Source organism: Aurantimonas aggregata (assembly GCF_010500835.1).
Taxonomy (GTDB): Bacteria; Pseudomonadota; Alphaproteobacteria; order Rhizobiales; family Rhizobiaceae; genus Aurantimonas; species Aurantimonas aggregata.
Window position 1 is genome coordinate 331,254 of the sequence record NZ_JAAAMJ010000003.1, and the last position, 19,221, is coordinate 350,474.

At 66.1% G+C, this 19,221-nt stretch carries 18 protein-coding genes; 7 read left to right on the forward strand and 11 right to left on the reverse strand.

All coding sequences use genetic code 11. The features are described from left to right. Positions 1-305: 305 nt before the first annotated feature. The 3 genes from GTW51_RS07740 to GTW51_RS07750 form a co-directional block, all read right to left on the reverse strand. Positions 306-1,085 (reverse strand): hypothetical protein, encoded by a 780-nt coding sequence (locus GTW51_RS07740; protein ID WP_343033947.1) that lies wholly within the window; start codon positions 1,083-1,085, stop codon positions 306-308. A gap of 424 nt (positions 1,086-1,509) precedes the next feature. Then, entirely contained in the window at positions 1,510-2,289 is a 780-nt protein-coding gene (locus tag GTW51_RS07745) for a glucose 1-dehydrogenase (RefSeq protein WP_163043312.1), read from the reverse strand. A 30-nt stretch (positions 2,290-2,319) separates the two neighbouring features. Further along, a complete protein-coding gene (locus GTW51_RS07750; protein WP_163043313.1) occupies positions 2,320-3,270 on the reverse strand; it encodes a sugar-binding transcriptional regulator in 951 nt (316 codons plus the stop codon). Between the two features lie 195 nt (positions 3,271-3,465). On the opposite strand from GTW51_RS07750, the gene GTW51_RS07755 reads away from it, so the two are divergent. The 7 genes from GTW51_RS07755 (at position 3,466) to GTW51_RS07785 (ending at position 11,135) form a co-directional block, all read left to right on the forward strand. Then, positions 3,466-4,320 carry a transketolase gene (locus GTW51_RS07755; protein WP_163043314.1) on the forward strand — a complete coding sequence of 285 codons (855 nt, stop codon included), beginning with the start codon at positions 3,466-3,468 and terminating at the stop codon, positions 4,318-4,320. Beyond that, on the forward strand, positions 4,317-5,264 hold the full coding sequence (locus GTW51_RS07760) for a transketolase family protein (RefSeq protein ID WP_163043315.1): 948 nt from the start codon (positions 4,317-4,319) through the stop codon (positions 5,262-5,264). The genes GTW51_RS07755 and GTW51_RS07760 overlap by 4 nt, the downstream gene beginning before the upstream one ends. A gap of 5 nt (positions 5,265-5,269) precedes the next feature. After that, positions 5,270-6,799, forward strand: a complete 1,530-nt coding sequence (locus tag GTW51_RS07765) for an FGGY family carbohydrate kinase (RefSeq protein ID WP_163043316.1) — start codon at positions 5,270-5,272, stop codon at positions 6,797-6,799. A 57-nt stretch (positions 6,800-6,856) separates the two neighbouring features. Beyond that, positions 6,857-7,783, forward strand: coding sequence for an ABC transporter permease (locus GTW51_RS07770; protein ID WP_343033958.1), 927 nt, complete (start codon positions 6,857-6,859; stop codon positions 7,781-7,783). A 45-nt stretch (positions 7,784-7,828) separates the two neighbouring features. After that, positions 7,829-8,761, forward strand: coding sequence for a substrate-binding domain-containing protein (locus GTW51_RS07775; protein ID WP_163043318.1), 933 nt, complete (start codon positions 7,829-7,831; stop codon positions 8,759-8,761). Between the two features lie 63 nt (positions 8,762-8,824). After that, positions 8,825-10,339, forward strand: coding sequence for a sugar ABC transporter ATP-binding protein (locus GTW51_RS07780; protein WP_163043319.1), 1,515 nt, complete (start codon positions 8,825-8,827; stop codon positions 10,337-10,339). A gap of 31 nt (positions 10,340-10,370) precedes the next feature. Beyond that, on the forward strand, positions 10,371-11,135 hold the full coding sequence (locus tag GTW51_RS07785; protein ID WP_163043320.1) for an SDR family oxidoreductase: 765 nt from the start codon (positions 10,371-10,373) through the stop codon (positions 11,133-11,135). A 330-nt stretch (positions 11,136-11,465) separates the two neighbouring features. On the opposite strand, the gene GTW51_RS07790 is transcribed toward GTW51_RS07785, so the two are convergent. The 8 genes from GTW51_RS07790 to GTW51_RS07825 all read right to left on the reverse strand — a co-directional run. Further along, on the reverse strand, positions 11,466-12,863 hold the full coding sequence (locus tag GTW51_RS07790) for an L-serine ammonia-lyase (RefSeq protein ID WP_163043321.1): 1,398 nt from the start codon (positions 12,861-12,863) through the stop codon (positions 11,466-11,468). 124 nt (positions 12,864-12,987) lie between these two features. Continuing rightward, the gene (gene hydA / locus GTW51_RS07795) at positions 12,988-14,418 is read right to left on the reverse strand and encodes a dihydropyrimidinase (RefSeq protein WP_163043322.1); all 1,431 of its coding nucleotides are present in this window, start codon (positions 14,416-14,418) and stop codon (positions 12,988-12,990) included. A gap of 45 nt (positions 14,419-14,463) precedes the next feature. Further along, a complete protein-coding gene (locus GTW51_RS07800) occupies positions 14,464-15,684 on the reverse strand; it encodes a cysteine desulfurase-like protein (protein WP_163043323.1) in 1,221 nt (406 codons plus the stop codon). Between the two features lie 62 nt (positions 15,685-15,746). Further along, a complete protein-coding gene (locus tag GTW51_RS07805; RefSeq protein ID WP_163043324.1) occupies positions 15,747-16,484 on the reverse strand; it encodes an amino acid ABC transporter ATP-binding protein in 738 nt (245 codons plus the stop codon). Continuing rightward, on the reverse strand, positions 16,484-17,158 hold the full coding sequence (locus GTW51_RS07810; protein ID WP_163043325.1) for an amino acid ABC transporter permease: 675 nt from the start codon (positions 17,156-17,158) through the stop codon (positions 16,484-16,486). Before GTW51_RS07810 ends, GTW51_RS07805 begins: the two co-directional genes overlap by 1 nt. A 68-nt stretch (positions 17,159-17,226) precedes the next feature. After that, positions 17,227-18,018 (reverse strand): transporter substrate-binding domain-containing protein, encoded by a 792-nt coding sequence (locus GTW51_RS07815; RefSeq protein ID WP_163043326.1) that lies wholly within the window; start codon positions 18,016-18,018, stop codon positions 17,227-17,229. Between the two features lie 216 nt (positions 18,019-18,234). Continuing rightward, positions 18,235-18,930, reverse strand: a complete 696-nt coding sequence (locus tag GTW51_RS07820) for a GntR family transcriptional regulator (RefSeq protein WP_163043327.1) — start codon at positions 18,928-18,930, stop codon at positions 18,235-18,237. A gap of 166 nt (positions 18,931-19,096) precedes the next feature. Continuing rightward, positions 19,097-19,221, reverse strand: a 125-nt coding sequence (locus GTW51_RS07825) for an NAD(P)(+) transhydrogenase (Re/Si-specific) subunit beta (RefSeq protein ID WP_163043328.1), incomplete at its 5' end; no start/stop codon positions are given.

Consider the following 19,221-nt stretch of genomic DNA (forward strand, 5'->3'; position numbering starts at 1 on the left):
TGCACCGACGATCTCGGGATCCTCCTCGAACTTGCGCATCGCGAGGCCGACGTAGGAGCCGCTGCCCTGCCGCGTTCCGAACCGGGCCAGGGCATTCAGTCCCCACCGGACGACCTTCCTGTCGTTCTCCCGCAGCAGGGAGCCGCAGATGATCCGCTCGAACGCGTTGCCGGCTTCCGAATTCAGTTGTTGGCCGACCCGGTAAAGCTTTGTGAGATCCTGCAGCGCCCCCTTCTTCCTCGAAGGGGAGCCGTTCTCGATCTCGAACCTGATGAGCGCGGTCTGTCCGTCTGAGATCGTGGCCACTACGGGTCGGTACCGGCCTCGCAGAAGACGCCGAGGGTGGCTTGCGTCCACGGCTCGAAATCGTCGACGTCATTGTGCCTCTTGAGGTCGAGCCACCGGGGATCGTTCAGCGACAGGCGTCTGGTCGTCGGCTCGAACCACGGAGGGCAGGTCCAGTCCATGACGATCAGCAGGACGTCGGGCCTGTCGTCCTGGCTCACCCTGACCGAACCCAGCGGCCGGGGATCGGGAAGCTCTCCTCCGTGCATGGCGACCGCCGAGATGTCGAGGTCCCACTTGATGGCGTTGAGCGAGTTCTCCCTGACGCCATAATCACCTTCGGAGAAGAGCGTGCAGTCGTAGAAGCTCAGGACGCCCGGGAACCCGATGGTCCGCTTGTTCATGAACGTGTCGCGGTCGTTGCGGTAACGGCCTGTCCGGTAGGACAGGACCTCCGATCCGCGCCGCACGATCGAAAACGTCCAGACGACCAGTGCCGCACCGGTCTCCGTCTTCGATTCCAGGTAGTGGATCGCGTTGCACTTCTCGGCGGCGCCGACCAGCTTCGACCAGTCGCTCATGAGTTCGGCCCCGCAGGTGGCGACGAACTCCTCGTCGATCCCGAGGAACGGCGCGACGTGGAGGTCCCGGATCCGGCGGCGGGCCTCGAACTTCTCCTTGTACTTGTCCGGGATCGTCGGATCGGCGACCAGTTCGTTCAGGAAAAAGTACCCCGGTTCGGTGCGGAAGAACGCGGAATGCTGGCTGTAGAGGACGTCCTCGCTAAGGCGGGCCTGCAAGGTCTTCACCTGCGTCCGACCGTAGAGGCGCTTCGGCACGATGCCCGCGGCGTACGCGGAATCAAGGATGCCCGCCGGCGACATGGGTCGACGCGAGGCTCTCAGAACGCGCTGCGCAATCTCGAGGTAGGAGTCCATCGATCCCGCTGGGACTAGAGTTGCCGAAGGGTACAATCCACCCGCTGCCGTAGCAAGGGAGTACGGTTCGAACTTACCGTCCATAGGGGAGCGCGGGCCCTTGTGTGGCGAGCGTGATGTCCGCTTTCCAGAGGTCGAAAGATCCGTCGGACCGGCCAGGATGGGCGCCGAGCCGCCGGTCTGATTTTACAGGCGGGCCCTGATGGCTCTTGCCTGTCGTAAGCTTCGATAGACTGCCCAACGCTTTTCAAGATCCACCTGTTCGAAATACGGCGCATGGACACCCTCACGACATGAACAGCCCGCCGTCGACGTTTACGGTCTGGCCGGTGATGTACGATGCATCGTCGGATGCGAGAAAGGCGACGAGACCGGCCACGTCTTCGCCCTTGCCGGCGCGCCCGACCGGAATGCCCTTCACCCATTCCGCCATGAGTTCACCGGGCTTGTAGTCGCCCATGAGCTTGCCCCAGGCTTCGTCGTTGTAAGCCCACATGTCGGTCTCGATGATGCCGGGACAGAAAGCGTTGACGGTGATTGCCTCCCGGGCGACCTCCTTGGCCAGCGATTGTGTGATCCCGACGACTGCGAACTTCGAGGCCGCGTAATGCGGCGTGTAGATGAAGCCCTGACGCGCCTGCCCGGAGGCGGTGTTGATGAGGCGTCCGCCGCGGCCATGCCGGCGCATCCGGGCAATGGCCTCCTGGCAGCAGAGGAAAACGCCGGTAGTATTGACGTCGAGCACCCTGCGCCATTCCTCCAGCGTCAGATCCTCGACCTTGGCGATCGTGATGACCCCGGCGTTCTGCACCGAGATGTCGACCTCGCCGAAGGCGTCTCGCGCGGCATCATAGAGGGCCACGACGTTGTCCTTGTCAGTGACGTCAGCCACGAAACTCTCTGCCGTACCGCCGGCGCTGCGGATCGCCGCGACAGTCGTGCCCGCGTCTTCGTTGGCACTCACCATCACCTTCGCCCCCTCTCGGGCGAAGCGGAAAGCGATTGCCGCGCCGATGCCCCGGCTTCCCCCGGTTATGACGACGGTCTTGTCCTCGAAGCGTCTCATGCATGTTCTCCCCTTGTTGGTCGACGCGCGTCATGATGAGGCGAGCGCCTGAGCGGTGTGGTTGTCGGTGACAAGATGGGTGATAAAGCCGCCGAGCATGGCCGCGCGGATCGCCTCCACTTTTCGCAACCCGCCTGCGACTCCAACGGAACGGGGTATCGTGGCCATCTGAGGCAGGTCGATGCCGATGATGCGGTCGTCGCAGGAGGAGCGTACCTGCCGTCCTGTGCGATCGAAGAAGCGAAGGCCCATGTCGCCGATAGCGCCTGCCTCGCCCAATTCGCGCAGTTCCTGCGGCGTGAGCCTGTTGCCGCTGTCTGAAAGCATCTGTGACGGCTCCAGCGCGCCGATGCCCACGAGCGCCAGTGTCACGTCCGAGAACTGCGTCAGTGTCTCCCGCACGAACGCGTCCTCCATCAGCACCGCACGTGCCTCAGGCGAGCGGGTCAGTCCCGGGGCAGCCAGAAGCTGTGGCCGCGCGCCGGTGATCTGAGCCATGCGCAGGGTCAGGTGGGTCGCATGCTTTTCAACGCTCGGATTGCCGGTGCCGCCGAGAAGTTGAATGACGCGGCTGGCGGAGGTCTTGGGTGGATGAAGGCTATCCACCACGCGGAGAAGCGAAGCGCTCCACGAGGAGAGCCCGATCACCTCTCCCTCCTGCAACGAAGTTTCAAGAAAATGCGCAGTCGCCGCACCGATTGCCGTGAGAACGGATTCCTCGCTCGGCTCCCCCGCCTCGGCGACGATCACGTCTGCCAGCCCGTACCGGTCCCGAATGGCGCTCTCCAGATCAAGGAAGGTGCCCCGCGGCGCATTGATGGTGATGCGGACAATGTCCTCTTCCTGCGCGCGTTTCAGAAGGCGCGAGATCGTCGCTTGGCTGATGTTCAACCGCCGGGAGATTGCCGACTGCGTCTCCTTCTCGATGAAATAAAGCTGAGCAATCCGCCCTATCATCCGCAAGTCGTGGATCCGCGCCATTCAACCGTTCTCTCGTTGCCCCGCAGCGGCGACGCCTATCACTTCATGCCTGCCGTTCAAGGCGGCGGCGTCCGGCACGGGTCCGGCCCAGACCTTCCATCTTGCGCTGCACAACAACTCCTCGCTTGACGAGCAATTATGCATCACTTACGCTGCATATCAATACAGAAGTGAATAATTATTCAGGATAAATTGATGGGCCTTCCAGGCTTCAGGAAAGACGGCGAGAGTCTCTCGTCGCCGGCGGAAATCGAAGCGTTGGCGCGGGAGTCGGTTCATGTCCGCCGTCTGATCCTTACGACGATCGCCGAGGCAGGGCTGGGCCACGTCGGCGGTGACCTCTCCGTGACCGACATTCTGGTGACGCTGTTCTTCGGCGTCCTCGACACCGACCCCGCCGACCCGCAGAAGCCCGATCGCGATCGGTTCATTCTCTCCAAGGGCCACTGCGCGGCAGGCCTCTATACGGTGCTGGCGCGCCGCGGCTTCTTCGACGAGGCCGAGCTCTCGACCTTCATGAAGCCGATGTCGCGCCTGAACGGCCATCCGAACCGGCGCAAGGTGCCCGGCGTGGAAGCCAATACTGGGCCGCTCGGCCATGGCCTTCCTATTGCGCTGGGCGCAGCCCTTGGGGCGCAGATCGCAGGCGCCTCCTGGCGCGCCTTCTGCGTGACCGGAGACGGGGAACTGCAGGAGGGCTCGAACTGGGAGGCGGCCATGTTTGCTGGTCACCGCAAGCTCTCCAACCTAACCGTGGTCGTCGACCGCAACGGTCTCCAGCAGGGTGCGCGGACCGAGGACACCAACGACATGTCGTCGCTGGGAGAGAAGTTCGCCGCCTTCGGCTGGGAGGTCCGCGACATCGATGGCCACGATCATGCGGCGCTCGTCGATGCGCTGTCCCGCCGGGGCGAGGGCAAGCCGGTCGCGATCATCGCCCGCACCGTCAAGGGCAAGGGCGTGTCCTTCATGGAGCACGGCGTCGAGTGGCACCATGGCGTGCCGAGTGCCGCGCAGGTCGAAGCCGCGCTGAAGGAGCTGGTGGTATGAGCGAGAAGCCCGCCGTGTCCGGCCTCTTCGACTGTCGCAAGGCCTTTGCCGAAACGCTCGCGGAACTGGCCCGGATCGACGAACGGATCGTTGCGGTCTGCAACGATTCCGTCGGCTCCTCCAACCTCAAGGCTTTCGAGCGCGAGTTTCCGGACCGGCTGATCAATGTCGGCATCGCCGAGCAGAACATGGTCGGCGTGTCCGCAGGTCTCGCCAATGCCGGCCTTGTTCCTTTCGTCTGCTGCGCTTCGCCCTTCTTGACCGGCCGGGCCATGGAGCAGGTAAAGGTCGATGCCGCCTACAACGGCTATCACGTCGTCCTGTGCGGCATGAGCCCCGGCATGGCCTATGGCGAACTCGGTCCGACCCACCATTCGATTGAGGACCTGTCCTGGATGCGAGCCATCCACGATCTGACGATCCTGGTGCCGGCCGATCCGTTCCAGACGCGTGAAGCTGTCCGCTTCGCGGTCAATGCGGACGGGCCCATCTTCATGCGCGTCGGACGTTTTCCCGTCCCGGCCGTCTCGCCGGAGGCTGACGGCTTCGTGGTGGGGCGCGCCGACCAGCTGCGTGCGGGCTCGGACGTAACCATCGTCGCCACGGGCACGCTCGTCTCACGTGCGTTGGAAGCGGCAGATACGCTGGCCGCCGAGGGCATCTCGGCGCGCGTTCTCAATGTCTCCTCCCTCGCCCCCATCGACTCGCAGGCAATCCTGCGCGCGGCGCGGGAGACGCGCGGCATCGTCACCGCCGAGGAGGGCGTCTCGCATGGCGGACTGGGCGGCGCGGTCGCGGAGATCGTCAGCCAGTCGCACCCCACGCGCATGAAGATCCTCGGCGTCACGAGCTTCGCCCCAACCGGCAACGCCGCCTTCCTGCTCGACCATTATGGCCTCAACGCCGTCGGCATCGCCGCCGCCGCACGCCAGTTGGCGGCCTGACGACGATGCGCGAACTCGTCCTCGCCATCGACCAGGGGACCAGTTCCACCAAGTGCCTTCTGGTCGACGCCACGGGCGCCGTCGTGGCCTCCGGCGCGGCCCCGCTCGGCGAAAGCTGCCCTCGTCCGGGATGGGTGGAGCAGGATCCGCAAGCCATCTGGGAAAGTGTGGAGAATGCCGTTCGCGCGGCGCTCTCGGACACCGACCCTGCTCGGATCGCCGGCGTCGGCTTTTCGACACAGCGCGAATCCGTGCTGCTCTGGGATCGCGGAACCGGCGAGGCCTTGTCGCCGCTCCTCTCATGGCAGGACCAGCGCACCGCGCCGCTGGCGCGCGCCATCGGCACGACCGAGGTCCGGCGCACGGTGCGGCGGATCAGCGGCCTGCCGCTCGACCCCATGTTCTCGGCGTTGAAGGCGCGCTGGCTGCTCGATACCTACGACCCGGACCGAAAACGCGCCGAGGCGGGGGAGATCGTGCTCGGCACGGTGGATAGCTGGCTGCTGTCGCGCTTCGGCACGGAGCCGCTAATCGAGATCGGTAATGCCTCGCGGACCCAGCTGCTCGACACCGGAGTCGCCGCCTGGTCGGAGGAACTCTGTGCCTTGTTCGGCGTGCCAATGGCCGCGCTTCCGCGCATCGTCTCCTCCACCGGGCCTTTCCCCACCGTACGCGGTCTGCAGCCCCTGCCCGACGGAATACCGGTGGCCGCGGTCATGGGCGACTCGCATGCCGCACTGTTCGGTCACGGTGTCCGGGCGCCGGGCGCGGTCAAAGCGACTTACGGCACCGGTTCCTCTGTCATGGGGCTCGTCGGCGCCGCAAGCGAGCAGATGGACCCCGGCACCTGCCTCACGATCGGCTGGCAGATCGCCGGGCAGGCGCCGGCCTTCGCCGCGGAGGGGAATATCCGATCCTCCGGAGCGACACTGAAATGGCTGTCCTCGATCTTCGGCGCATCGGTCGATTCGCTGGTGGACGAGGCGCTGGCGGGCGGGACGGCCGAGGGCGAAGACGCGGGGATTCACCTGGTCCCGGCGTTCAACGGGCTCGGTGCGCCGCATTGGGACGATGCGGCGGTGGCCATTCTTTCCGGTTTTCGCCTCGGCACGCCCCGCGGCGCCCTCGTCCTTGCCGGGTTGCGATCGATCGCTCATCAGATCACCGACGTCGTGGAGTCGATCGAGCGCACCACCAAGCGACCCATCGACATGCTTTTCGCCGACGGTGGCGCTGCGGCCAACGATGCGCTGATGCAGATGCAGGCTGATCTCGCCGGACTGACTGTCCAGCGATCGCCGGTCGTCGGACTTTCGGCCATCGGCGCCGCCCACATGGCGGGCCTGAGCACTGGACTGCTTACTGAACAGACGCTGGCCGCGCCTGGGCGCGAGCGCAGCATTTTCCGTCCTGTCCTCGACGTCGAGCCTCGCGCCCGGTCGCGGAACGGATGGCACGCAGCGGTGGCCCGCTCACGCTTGGAGGCGAACGCACCTCAGGCGCCGGCGAGAATGCAGACCAAGGCGGGAGGGTGATCCGTGAGCACTGCGACGACTGACAAGACGCCGACCCGTCCGCGCCCACGACTCGAGATCGGCGGTGGCGTCGCCGGCCCGCTGATCGGGCTCATTCTCCTGTGCGTCGGCTTCTCGCTCGCCTCGGAGTACTTCCTCTCCTTGCGCAATGCGCTGAACATCCTTGACCAGGTGACCGTGCTCGGGATCCTGGCCATCGGCATGACGATGGTCATCATCATCGGCGGCATCGACCTGTCAGTGGGCTCGGTGCTGGCGCTGTCCATGATGATGATGGGTTGGCTGGCCAAGACGGCGGGCCTGCCATTGCCGGCTGCCATGGTGCTTGGCGTGGCCACCGGCGCCGCCTGCGGCCTCGTCTCTGGGAGCCTCATCACGTTTGCGCGCCTGCCGCCCTTCATCGCCACCCTCGCGGTGATGTCGGTGGCGCGCGGGCTCGCCAACATCCTCACCAACGGCCAGCAGATCGTCGGCTACCCGTCGTGGTTCACGGGGCTGGCGACCGTCCGCCACCTCGGGTTCTTTTCCGTCACCGTGACGGTCTTCATCCTGCTGATGATCGCGGCGGGGATCTTCCTCCGCTACCGGGCCACTGGCCGAAACCTCTTCGCCATCGGCGGCAGTCCCGAGGTGGCCCGACTCGCCGGTATCGACGTGCGTCGGTACACGCTTGTGACCTACGCTGCGGCTGGTGCGCTTGCGGGCGTTGCGGCCGTGACGATGGCCGCCCGTCTTAATTCCTCGCAGCCGAGCGCCGGTCTCGGCATCGAACTCGACACGATCGCGGCGGTGGTGATCGGCGGCGCGAGCCTCGCTGGCGGCGTCGGCTCGATCGCCGGCACGCTCCTGGGCGTTCTCATCATCGGCGTCCTGCGCAACGGGCTCAATCTCGTCGGCGTCTCGCCCTTTTTCCAGATGGTCGTGATCGGCTCGGTCATCGCGTTGGCCGTCACCTTCGACACGCTGGGCCGAAACCGACGCTGAGATCGGTCCGGCAATCACTTCACACCGAGCAACAGGGAGGACCACATGCTCAACACCACCAGAAATCTCGCCGCCGCACTCATGCTCTCGGGGGCGACGCTTGTCGCTCCAGCAAGCGCTCAGGAGAGCCAGACGATAGGGCTCGCCGTAGCCAATCTCCAGGCGGACTTCTTCAACCAGATCAAGCAGTCGGTCGAACGGGAGGCCGAAAAGCAGGGGGTTGAGGTGATCACCGTCGATGCTGCCGGCGATTCCGCGACGCAGGTGAGCCAGATCCAGGATCTCATTACCCGCGATGTCGATGCGATTATCTACATTCCTGCGGGCGCGACGGCCGCCAGCGTCCCGGTCGAGGCTGCGAAGACCGCCGGTATTCCGGTGGTCGCCGTCGACCGCAACCCGCCGGACGCTCCGGCCGATACGTTCATTGCCACGGACAGCGTGGCGGCAGCCAAGGAACTCGGCGAATTCGTCTGCGAGAAGTCTGGCGGTACGGGCCGTCTGGCCGTGATCCAGGGCCAGATCGGAACGACGCCGCAGATCGACCGAGACGAGGGCTTTGCCGCGGCCATGGCCGATTGCCCCGGCATCGAAGAGGTTGCCCGGCAGGCCAGTAACATGTGGATGCAGGATGAGGGCTTCAACATCGCCCAGGCGATGATCCAGCGTGATCCGGAGATCACCATCTTCTGGGGTCAGGCAGACGCGCTCGCACTCGGCGCCGCCCAGGCTGCGGCCGTGGGGAACCTGTCGGACGTGATCGTGGTCGGCTTCGATGGCGACGTCGCCGGGCTGGAAGCAGTGAAGTCCGGCACGCTGACTGCCACCATGACCCAGCAGACCCAGCTTATGGGCCGCCTGGCATTGGAGTCGGCGCTGAAGCTCGCCAAGGGGGAGAGTGTCGAGGCGGAGCAGCTCCAGCCGGCGACGCTGACCACCCAGGAAAATGTCGAGCCGTTCATCGCCGAGCACCCGTAAGCCGAAACAACGGGGCGGCGGACAATCCGCCGCCCTCTACCGCGCCGAGGGAGGAGAGCCGCGATGAAACCTCAACCAGCCATCGTCGATGATGACTCGTCTGCGGCAAATTTTTCCCTTCGCGGGATTTCGAAGAACTACGGCGCGATCCGCGTCATCGAAGGCATCGATCTCGATATCCGGGCCGGCGAGTGCCTCGCCGTGCTCGGCGAGAACGGAGCAGGCAAGTCCACCCTCTCCTCCATCATCGCGGGGATCGTGCCGCCGACTTCGGGGAGCATGAGCTGGCGCGGAGAACCGTTCGCCCCTCACTCGCCGGCCGACGCCCTGTCACAAGGGATCGGCCTCATTCATCAGGAGATGCAGCTCCTTCCGCACCTCTCGATCGCTGAGAACGTCTTCGTGGGCCGCTTGCTCATGCGCAACGGCCGCCTCGACCGGACCGAGATGAACCGTCGGGCCGAGGTCCAGCTTCGCCGCTTGGGGCTCGATGTTCCGGCCACGACACTTGTCGGGAATCTCAAAGTGGCTGCCCAGCAGCAGGTCGAGATTGCCAAGGCGCTAACTCTCGAAGCGCGGCTGCTGATCTTCGACGAGCCGACCGCCGCTCTCGGCGGCGATGAGACAGATAGGCTGTTCGCGCAGATCGAGCGGCTGAAGCAGGAGGGCGTCGCCTCGGTCTACATCTCGCACCGGCTCGAGGAAATCGGCAGGATCGCCGATCGCATCGCGGTGCTGCGTGACGGCAATCTGGTCGCACTGCACGAGACGGCGCGGGTGCCTGTGCGCCAACTCGTCGAGGAGATGGTCGGGCGGAGCGTCGAGCGTCTGTTTCCGGACCTCGGCACGCCACAGCCCCGTGACGTGTTGACGATCGCCAACTTCTCTTCGGCGGAGGGGGCATTCGAGGACATCTCGCTCTCGGTTCGTGCCGGCGAAATTTTCGGCATTGCCGGCATCATCGGTGCGGGGCGGACGGAGCTGGTCCGCGCCATTGCGGGCGCCGACCGGCTGAAGGGCGGGACGATGACACTGGACGGCCGGGTGACGCGGCCCGGCAGCCCACGAGAAGCCTTGGACATGGGGATCGTGCTTGTTCCGGAGGACCGTAAGGGCCAGGCATTGCTTCTCCAGAAGAGCATCGAGGAGAACATCGCGGTCGGCAATTTCGATCTGATCGGGAAGAGCGGCTGGGTCCGGCCTGCGCGCACGCGCGCACTGGCCGAAAAGGCGATCGCCGCGATGGGTGTGAAGGGCAGGCCCGATCAACTCGCCATGCGCCTGTCAGGCGGCAACCAGCAGAAGGTGGTGATCGCCAAATGGCTGGCCCGCAACCCCAAGCTCTTCATCATGGACGAGCCGACGCGCGGCGTCGATGTCGGCGCGCGGGCGCAGATCTATGAGGCGATCGTTGCGCTGGCGAAATCCGGCATGGCGGTGATCCTCGTGTCATCCGATCTCGACGAAGTCATAGGCCTGTCGCACCGCGTGCTTGTCCTTTCGCGTGGCCGCAACCGCGGCATCCTCGATCGCGAGCACGCAACCCATGTCGCGATCATGGAGCGCGCGACCCACTGATCATCAACCACACCAGGATGGAACCAGCTTCATGACGCTTTTCGATCTTTCCGGCGAGACCGCCATTGTGACAGGCGCCGCATCCGGCATCGGCCAGGCGATCGCCATCGGTCTTGCCGAGGCGGGAGCCAATGTCGCCTGCCTCGACCGTCCCGGCAGCGACGGCTTCGCCGCTTCGTCAAAGGGGATCGAACAGCATGGCCGCCGCTGTCTGGTGCTGGAGGCCGATGTCCGTGACGCGAGCGCCCTAGCCAACGCGGTGGCGCGTGTCGAGGCCGAACTGGGGCCGCTGTCGGTCGCGGTGAACGCAGCCGGCATCGCCAATGCGACTGCCGCCGAAGACATGTCCGAAGAGCAGTGGCGAACCATGCTCGACATCAATCTCACAGGCCTGTTCCTGACGGCGCAGGCGGAAGCGCGCATGATGCTGCCGCGCGGGCGCGGCTCCATCGTCAACATCGCCTCCATGTCAGGCTCGATCGTCAACCGCGGGCTTTTGCAGGCGCACTACAACACGTCGAAGGCAGGGGTGATCCACCTCACCCGAAGCCTTGCCATGGAATGGGCGGAACGCGGCATCCGCGTCAACGCCATCAGTCCCGGGTACACGCTGACGCCGATGAACCTGCGGCCAGAAGTCGCCGAGCAGCGCCGGGTCTTCGAGGAAACGACGCCGATGGGTCGCATGGCCGACGTGCGTGAAATGGTCGGCCCGGCGATCTTCCTTTCCAGCGGTGCTGCCTCATTCGTGACGGGGCACGACCTCATCGTCGATGGCGGCTTTGTCTGCTGGTGACTCCTCCGGGAATGTCGCCGCACGACGAAAGGGGATCTGGAACGCTCTCATGCTGCTAAAGGATTGAGGGGTAGATATGGGGGTATTTTAGTCAAAGATAGATATTATTCATCAATTAAAACAAGAAACTAATTCGAAGTGGCGACTCCTTTCCTGGCACCAGTCCTCTCTCAGACGCTGAGATGCAGGAGTTTCCGCAAGATCAAAGAGGTTGATGGCTCCCGGCGGTACTCGGGTGGTCGACGACGACACTTGCTACGTCACATTCCTTCAAGCAGCCGACCACCGGTTTCTCGGGACTTGCCTGAGACGCCGGTTTGCGCCGCCCCATCAGCATTCCGGCAGGTTGACCGCGAGGCCGCCGAGGCTGGTTTCCTTGTAGCGGCTGTGCATGTCGAGGCCGGTCTGGCGCATCGTCTCGATGCAGTTGTCGAGCGGGATGACGTGTTCGCCGTCGCCGCGGAGCGCCAGCGAGGCCGCGGCCACCGCCTTGATCGCGCCGAGGCCGTTGCGCTCGATGCAGGGCACCTGGACGAGGCCGCGGACCGGATCGCAGGTCATGCCGAGATGATGCTCGAGCGCGATCTCGGCGGCATTCTCCACCTGGGCGTTGCTGCCGCCCAAGGCGGCGCAGAGCCCGGCGGCGGCCATGGCGGCGGCGGAGCCGACCTCCCCCTGGCACCCGACCTCGGCGCCGGAGATCGAGGCGTTGGTCTTGATGATGCCGCCGACCGCCGCGGCGGTGAGCAAGAGGTCGCGAATCCCCCCATGGTGCGCGCCGACGCAATGGTCGCGGTAATAGCGGATCACCGCCGGCAGGACGCCCGCCGCGCCGTTGGTCGGGGCGGTGACGATCCGCCCACCGGCGGCATTCTCCTCGTTGACCGCCATGGCGTAGATCGACAGCCAGTCGTTCACCGCATGCGGCTGGGCCGAGTTGCTGCCCCTCTCGGCGACGAGCGCCCGGTGGATGGCCGGCGCGCGGCGCCGCACGTTGAGCCCGCCGGGCAGCGTGCCCTCGGTGCGCAGGCCGCGGTCGATACAGTCGTCCATCACCGCCCAGATCCGGTCGAGCCCGGCGTCGAGGTCGTCGCCGGTGCGGCCGTCCGTCTCGTTGGCGCGTTTCATCTCCGCGATGCGCAGGCCGGACAGTGCCCCCATGCGCAGCATCTCGGCGGCGCTGGCGAAGGGAAACGGCCGGTCCGCCGCCGCGTCGTCGCCGCGGAGACCGGAAGCGGCGATCTCCCGCTCGGTCAGCACGAAGCCGCCACCGACCGAATAATAGGTTTCCGACCGATGCAGCCCGCCCGCGGCGTCGAAGGCGCGCAGAACCAGGCCGTTCGGATGAGCCTCCAGCGGCGGCCCGTAATCGAAGACGACGCCGTCGAGGCCATCGAAGCCGACCCGCCCGAGGCCGGGTACCAAGATCTGACCTGTCGCTGCCAGTTCGGCTTCCCGTTCGGCGGCGCGTTCCGGGTCGAAATCGTCCGGGCGGAAGCCGAGCAGCCCGAGGACCACGGCGCGGTCGGTGGCGTGGCCCTTGCCGGTGAAGGCGAGGCTGCCATGCAGCGTCACCGCGATCCGCGCCACCGGTCCCGAACCCGCGACCCGGTCATCGCCCCGCTGCAAGGCCTCGAGGAACCGACCCGCCGCCACCATCGGGCCCATCGTATGCGAGCTCGAGGGGCCGATGCCGATCTTGAAGATGTCGAACACGCTGAGAAACATCGGGCCCCCCTGGTCACCGCACGCGCGACGGTGTCCAAACTTTCCCGTTATATCGTGTTTCCGTCAGCCGTCAGCCTCCCGATCCGGGCCGAACTAGCAGGCCAGGCGGGCACAGGCTCCGTCCCTATGTTCCCGCGCCGACCTTTGGCGGCACCGTCGCAAACTGCGAGCGGCCGCGGGAGCGGTAGCTTCCGTCGGCTTTCGTGCCGGTCAGCGTGCCGTCGCGGAGCATGATCTTGCCGCCGAGAACCACGGTGGTGGGCCAGCCGGTCAATTCGGCCCCCTCGTAGGGCGTGTAGTCGGCGCCGTCATGCATGTCGGCGTGGCGGACCGTGCGGGTGAGGCTTGGATCCCAGATGGCGATGTCGGCGTCGGCGCCGACGGCGATCGTGCCCTTCTGCGGATAGAGGCCGTAGGTGCGGGCCTGGTTGGTGGCGGTCAGCGCGACGAAGCGCGGCAGGTCGATGCGGCCCTTCATCACTCCTTCGGAGAACAGGATCGGCAGGCGCAGCTCGACGCCCGGAATGCCGTTCGGGATATGCCGGAAGTTCCTGGAACCCTTCGGGTTCAGCTTGCCGGCCGGGTCGTCGTAGCGGAACGGGCAGTGGTCGGAGGAGAACAGGTCGAAGACGCCGCGCTCCAGCCCGTCCCAGCAGGCGTCCTGGCTGGCCGTGTCGCGCGGCGGCGGCGAGCAGACAAATTTCGCCCCCTCCCAGTCCATGCCGTCGAGATCGTCGGCGGTGAGCATCAGATATTGCGGACAGGTCTCGCCGATCACCTTGCGGCCGCGGCGGCGGGCGCGCTCGATCTCCTCCATCGCCTCGCGGTTGGAGACGTGGACGATGACCAGCGGCACGTCGGCGACCTCGGCCAGCGAGACGGCGCGGTGAGTCGCCTCGCGCTCGACGGCGATCGGCCGCGTCGTCGCGTGCGCCCGGGGCGCCACGGTGCCTTCCGCCTCGTGCCGGCCGATGAGGTAGCGGATCGCGTCCTCGTTCTCGCAATGGACCATGACCAGCGCGCCGGTGCGCCGCGCGACGTCCATCGTGTCGAGGATCTGGGCATCGCTCAGCCGCAAATCCTCGTAGGTCATGAACACCTTGAAGGAGGTGTAGCCGTCTTCCACCAGCGCCGGCAGTTCCTGCCCGAGCACCGCCTCGCTCGGGTCGGATACGATCAGATGGAAGCTGACGTCGGTGTAGCAATTGCCCTCGGCCAGCGCGTGATAGGCCTTCAGCGCCTCGCGCAGCGGCCGGCCCTTTTCCTGCAGGCAGAAGGGCAGGACCATGGTGTTGCCGCCGAACAGCGCCGAGCGCGTGCCGCTCTCGAAATCGTCGGCCATGACGATCCCCTCGCCGGAGGGCTGGGCGATGTGGACGTGGCTGTCGATGCCGCCCGGCAGCACGTATTTGCCGGCAGCGTCGATGCTCTCCGCCGCCTCGTCCATGGCGCCGCCGATCTGGACGATGACGCCGTTCTTGATGCCGAGATCGGCGGCAAACACGTCCGAGGCGGTGGCGATGGTGCCGTTGCGGATGACAAGGTCGAAGCGCATGGGGAGACTCTGGGCAGGGATGCGGGCTGGGCGGAGGAAGCGGCGCTAGAGCGCCGGCTCCAGCGCGGCGACCAGGCGGTCGACCTCTTCCAGCGTGTTGTAATGGACCATGGAGACCCGCACGACGCCGTTCTGCGGCATCAGGCCGAGATCCTCGACCAGCCGCCTGGCATAGAAGTCGCCATAGCGGATGCCGATGAAGGCGGGATCGACCTGGTCGACGATTTCCTTCGAATTGCGCTCGCCGGCGGTGAAGCTCACCGTCGCGACGCGGTCCGCGATGGCGCTGGAGGTGCGGCCGACGATGCGGATCGAGTTGCGGCTCTCAAGGAAGTCCATCAGCCGCGCGGTGATCGCCCGCTCCTGCTCGGCGATGTCGGCAAAGCCCGCCTCGATCGCCGGCCGGCCGGCCGTGGCGCCGGCCATGCGGCCGAGTTCCTCGACATAGTCGACCGTGCCGATCGAGCCGTAGGCCAGCTCGTAGTTGATGTTGCCGGGCTCGAGCTTGTGCGGCACGGAGTCCTTGCCGAAGAAATAGTGGTAGATGTTGTCGAGCTCGAGCAGCTTCTCGCGCTTGCCCCACATCACCCCGAAATGCGGCCCGAACACCTTGTAGACGCTGAATATGTAGTAGTCGCACTGGAGCGCCTGCACGTCGATGGCGCGGTGCGGCGCATAGGCGACGGCGTCGACGCAGAGCTCGGCGCCACCGGCATGGGCGACGGCGGCAATCTCGGCGATCGGGTTGATCGTGCCGAGAATGTTGGAGGCGTGGGTGACGCAGACGAGCTTCGTGCGGTCGGTCATCAGCGCCTTCAGGTCGCCGAGGTCGAGCTCCAGCGTCTCGGGATCGCAGCGCCAGAACTTGACGACGACGCCGCGGCCCTCGTGCTTGAGCCAGGGGCCGATATTGGCCTCGTGGTCGGTGTTGGTGACGATGATCTCGTCGCCGGGATGGAGCTTGCCGGTCATCGCCTCGGACAGGACGCGGATCAGCATCGTGGTCGAGGCGCCCATGACGATCTCGCCGGGATCGGCGGCATTGACGAAGCCGGCGAAGGCCCGCCGCGCCTCGCGCACCCGCTCGGTCGAGCGCTGGGACGGCGCGTAGCTCGCGCCGGTCTGGACGTTCGAGGTGAGCAGATAGTCGGAGATGCGGTCGGCAACGCGCGACAGCACCTGGCTGCCGCCGGCATTGTCCATGAAGACCCAGTCGCCGGAAAGCGCCGGGAACTGGCGGCGGACGAAATCGATGTCGAGTGTCATGACTTGCCTTCTGCGTGGTATCGGCGGCTCGCCGGGACAGCGCCCGGCATCAATGCCAGCCGTCAGTGATTGAGGACGGCGTCGAGGAAGGCGCGGGCGCGCTCGTTCGTTGTCGCCGTGAAGAATTGTTCGGGCGTGGCGATTTCCTTGATCTCGCCCGCCTCCATGAAGACGATCCGGTCGGCCACCTGGCGGGCAAAGCCCATCTCGTGGGTGACCAGCAGCATGGTGACGCCCTCGCCGGCCAGGCCCTTGATGACGTCCAGCACCTCGCCGACCATTTCCGGATCGAGCGCCGAGGTCGGCTCGTCGAACAACAGGATGCGCGGCTCCATGGCCAGCGCGCGGGCGATGCCGACGCGCTGCTGCTGGCCGCCGGAGAGCTGGATCGGGTATTTATCCGCCTGTTCGGCGATGCCGACGCGCTCCAGCAGGCGGCGGGCGCGGGCGCGGGCGTCCTCCCAGGACAGCTTGCGGACCCGCACCGGGCCGAGCGCGACATTGTCGAGGACGGTATGGTTGGGGAAGAGATTGAAGGCCTGGAAGACCATCGCGACTTCCTGGCGCACGCTCTGCAGCTGCCGCCCGGGCTCGACCCGCGTGCCGTCGACGATGACGTCGCCGGTATCGTATTCCTCGAGCAGGTTGATGCAGCGGATCAGCGTCGACTTGCCCGAGCCGGAGGGGCCGAGCAGCACCACGACCTCGCCGGCGTCGACCGCGAGGTCGATCTTCTTCAGTGCCTGGAACTGGCCGAAGCTCTTGCCGACGCCGCGCATTTCGATGATCGGGCGGGCCATCAGCGGGCGCCCTTGGCGGCATAGCGCGCCTCGAAGACGGCGACGAGCCGGACCAGCGGCAACAGCAGCAGGAGATAGAGGATCGCCGCGCCGATCAGCGGCGTCGGGTTGGCGGCGAGCGCCTGCGCCTGCGTCGCCTGCTTCAGGAGGTCCGGCAGCGCCACGACGGAGGCGAGCGCGGTGTCCTTCATGACGTTGATCGAATTGTTGGTCAGCGGCGGGATGACGATCCGGAAGGCCTGCGGCAGCACCACGTCGCGCATCAGATACCACTGGCTGAGCCCGATCGACTGCGCCGCCTCGAACTGGCCGCGCGGGATGGCCTGGATGCCGGCGCGATAGATCTCGGCCGTGTAGGCACTGGAGATCATGGTGAGGGCGGTGGTCGCCGAGGCGAAGGCGGAAAGGCGGATGCCGACGAAGGGCAGCGCGTAATAGACGATGACCAGCCAGACCAGCACCGGCAGCGCCCGGAACACGTCGATATAGGCGACGACGAGAAATCTGACGAAGCGACCGCCATAGAGGCGGAGCATGGCAAGGACCAATCCGCCGAGGAGGCCCAGCACGATCGACAGCGCGCCCAGCGCGATGGTGCGCCACAACCCCTCCAGGAGAAGCGGGAAGTAGCGCACCAGGACGCCGACATTGAAGAAGGTATCGACGATATCCATCGGGCGTCAGCGTTCCTTGCATCGGTCGCGGGACCGGGCGCGCGCCCGGCCCCGCAGGGTGTTGCGGCTTAGGATTTCGGCTTCGGCATGTCGCGCACTTCGACCGTGCTGGTGGTCGCCTCCGGCTCGGTGCCGAACCACTTCTCGTGCAGCTCGGCGATGAAGCCCTCGTTCTTGAGGGTGGTCAGCACGTCGTTCGCCTTGGTGGCGATCTCGCTGTCCTTGGCGAACATCATCGAATACTGCTCGCCGGTCGCCAGGCGCTCGACGACGGTCATGTCCGGCTTGTCCTTGAGGTAATAGGCGACGGCCGGGATGTCGGAGACGTAGGCGTCGATGCGGCCGGCCGCGAGATCGAGCATCGCCGGGTTCAGACCCTCGTAGCGGCTGATGCCGGCAAGACCCCAGTCCGCCTCGCGCTCGGTCGAATACATGTCGCCGGTCGAGCCGGTATCGACGCCGACGGTCTTGCCGTCGAGGTCGGCCGTGCCGGTGATGCCGGAATCGGCGCGGGTCGAGAGCGACTGGTCGCTGTCGTAGTAGGGCTGGGCAAAGGACACCGACTGCAGGCGCTCGTCGGTGATGGTGATCGAGGAGATCGCCACGTCGATGCGGCCGGACTGGACGGCGGAGAACAGGCCGTTGAAGGGCACGTTCTGGATGTCGAGCTCGTCATAGCCGAGGCGCTCGGCGACTTCGCGCAGCAGCTCCACCTCGAATCCGACGATCTCGGAATTCTCGTCCTGGAACTCCCAGGGCACGTTGCCGATGTTGGCGCCCGCCGTCAGCGTCTCGGCCAGCGCCGGTCCGGCGACGAGCAGCAGGGCCGTGGTGGCGGCGAGGATCTTGGTCCGGATCATGCAATTTCTCCTGTCGATTGGTTGAGTTCACCGCTTTTCGTGGATGAACGGGGCATCGATTTCGCAGCCTCTGCCCAGGAAGGAGGCAACTGGCTGCTCAAATAACTTGCATACATTTCAGTGCTTAGATCGTATGCGATAAATGTGTACGATGCCAAGGGGCGAGGCGAAGTTTGTTCCGGCGTGCGTGACGATGGACCCGCGAAACGGGCCGTCTCAACCCTCTAGATACGGCGCCAGGATATCGACGAGGCTCTTGGTCCGCGGGTGGGTTTCCGGCAGGAAGGCGCGCTGCGCCACCGATTCCAGGTGCTCGGCCATCAGCCGCACCGCCGTGTCCCGGTCGCCGTCCGCCAACGCGTCCACGAGGGCGCGGTGCTCGCTGACCCCGCATTCGGGCGAATGCGGCCGGCCGTATGCCGACAGCGACAGGCCGCTGCGATAGGCGACCTCGCTGACGTAGCGGATGAGGATCGGCTTGCCGGTCATTCGCGCCAGCAGCACGTGAAAGTCGGTGGCCAGCCGGATCGAGGCGGCTTCCGGGCCGCCCGCGGCGGCCTCCTGGCCGGTGATGTGGGCGTTCAGCTCGGCCAGCTGATCCTCGCTCAGGCGGCCGGCGAGATGCCGGACGACCAGGCGCTCCAGCTCGATGCGGATGTCGAACGTGTCGCGCGCTTCCTCGAAGGTCGGTGTCGCGACCACGGCGATGCGGTTGCGCCGCAGGTCGACGAGGCCCTCGCCGGCGAGATGCCCCAGCGCCTGGCGGGCGATCGTGCGGCTGACGCCGAAGCGTTCGCCAAGCGCATCCTCAGGCAGCTTGTCGCCGGGCGCCAGCGCCCGCTCGATGATCGCCCGGCGGACGACGGAACAGATCCGGTCCACCCGGCTGGCGGAATCGTGCTGAGGCGCCATGGCCGCTCCTGGGATGTAAGGGTTCGACTGTATACCATACGCCGACATCTGCCGGACGAAAGGCTTCAGGGGCGACGATGCTGCTCGGCCCAGCCGCCCTGAAACGAAAAGGGGCGGGCGCAGCCTTTGCCGCACCCGCCCTTTTTCGCGATGTCGCTGTTGCAGCTCAGAGGAGCTTCAGCAGGGCCTCCAGCGAGGTCTTGGCGTCGCCGTAGAACATCCGCGTGTTGTCCTTGTAGAACAGCGGGTTCTCGATGCCGGAATAGCCCGTGCCCTGGCCGCGCTTGGACA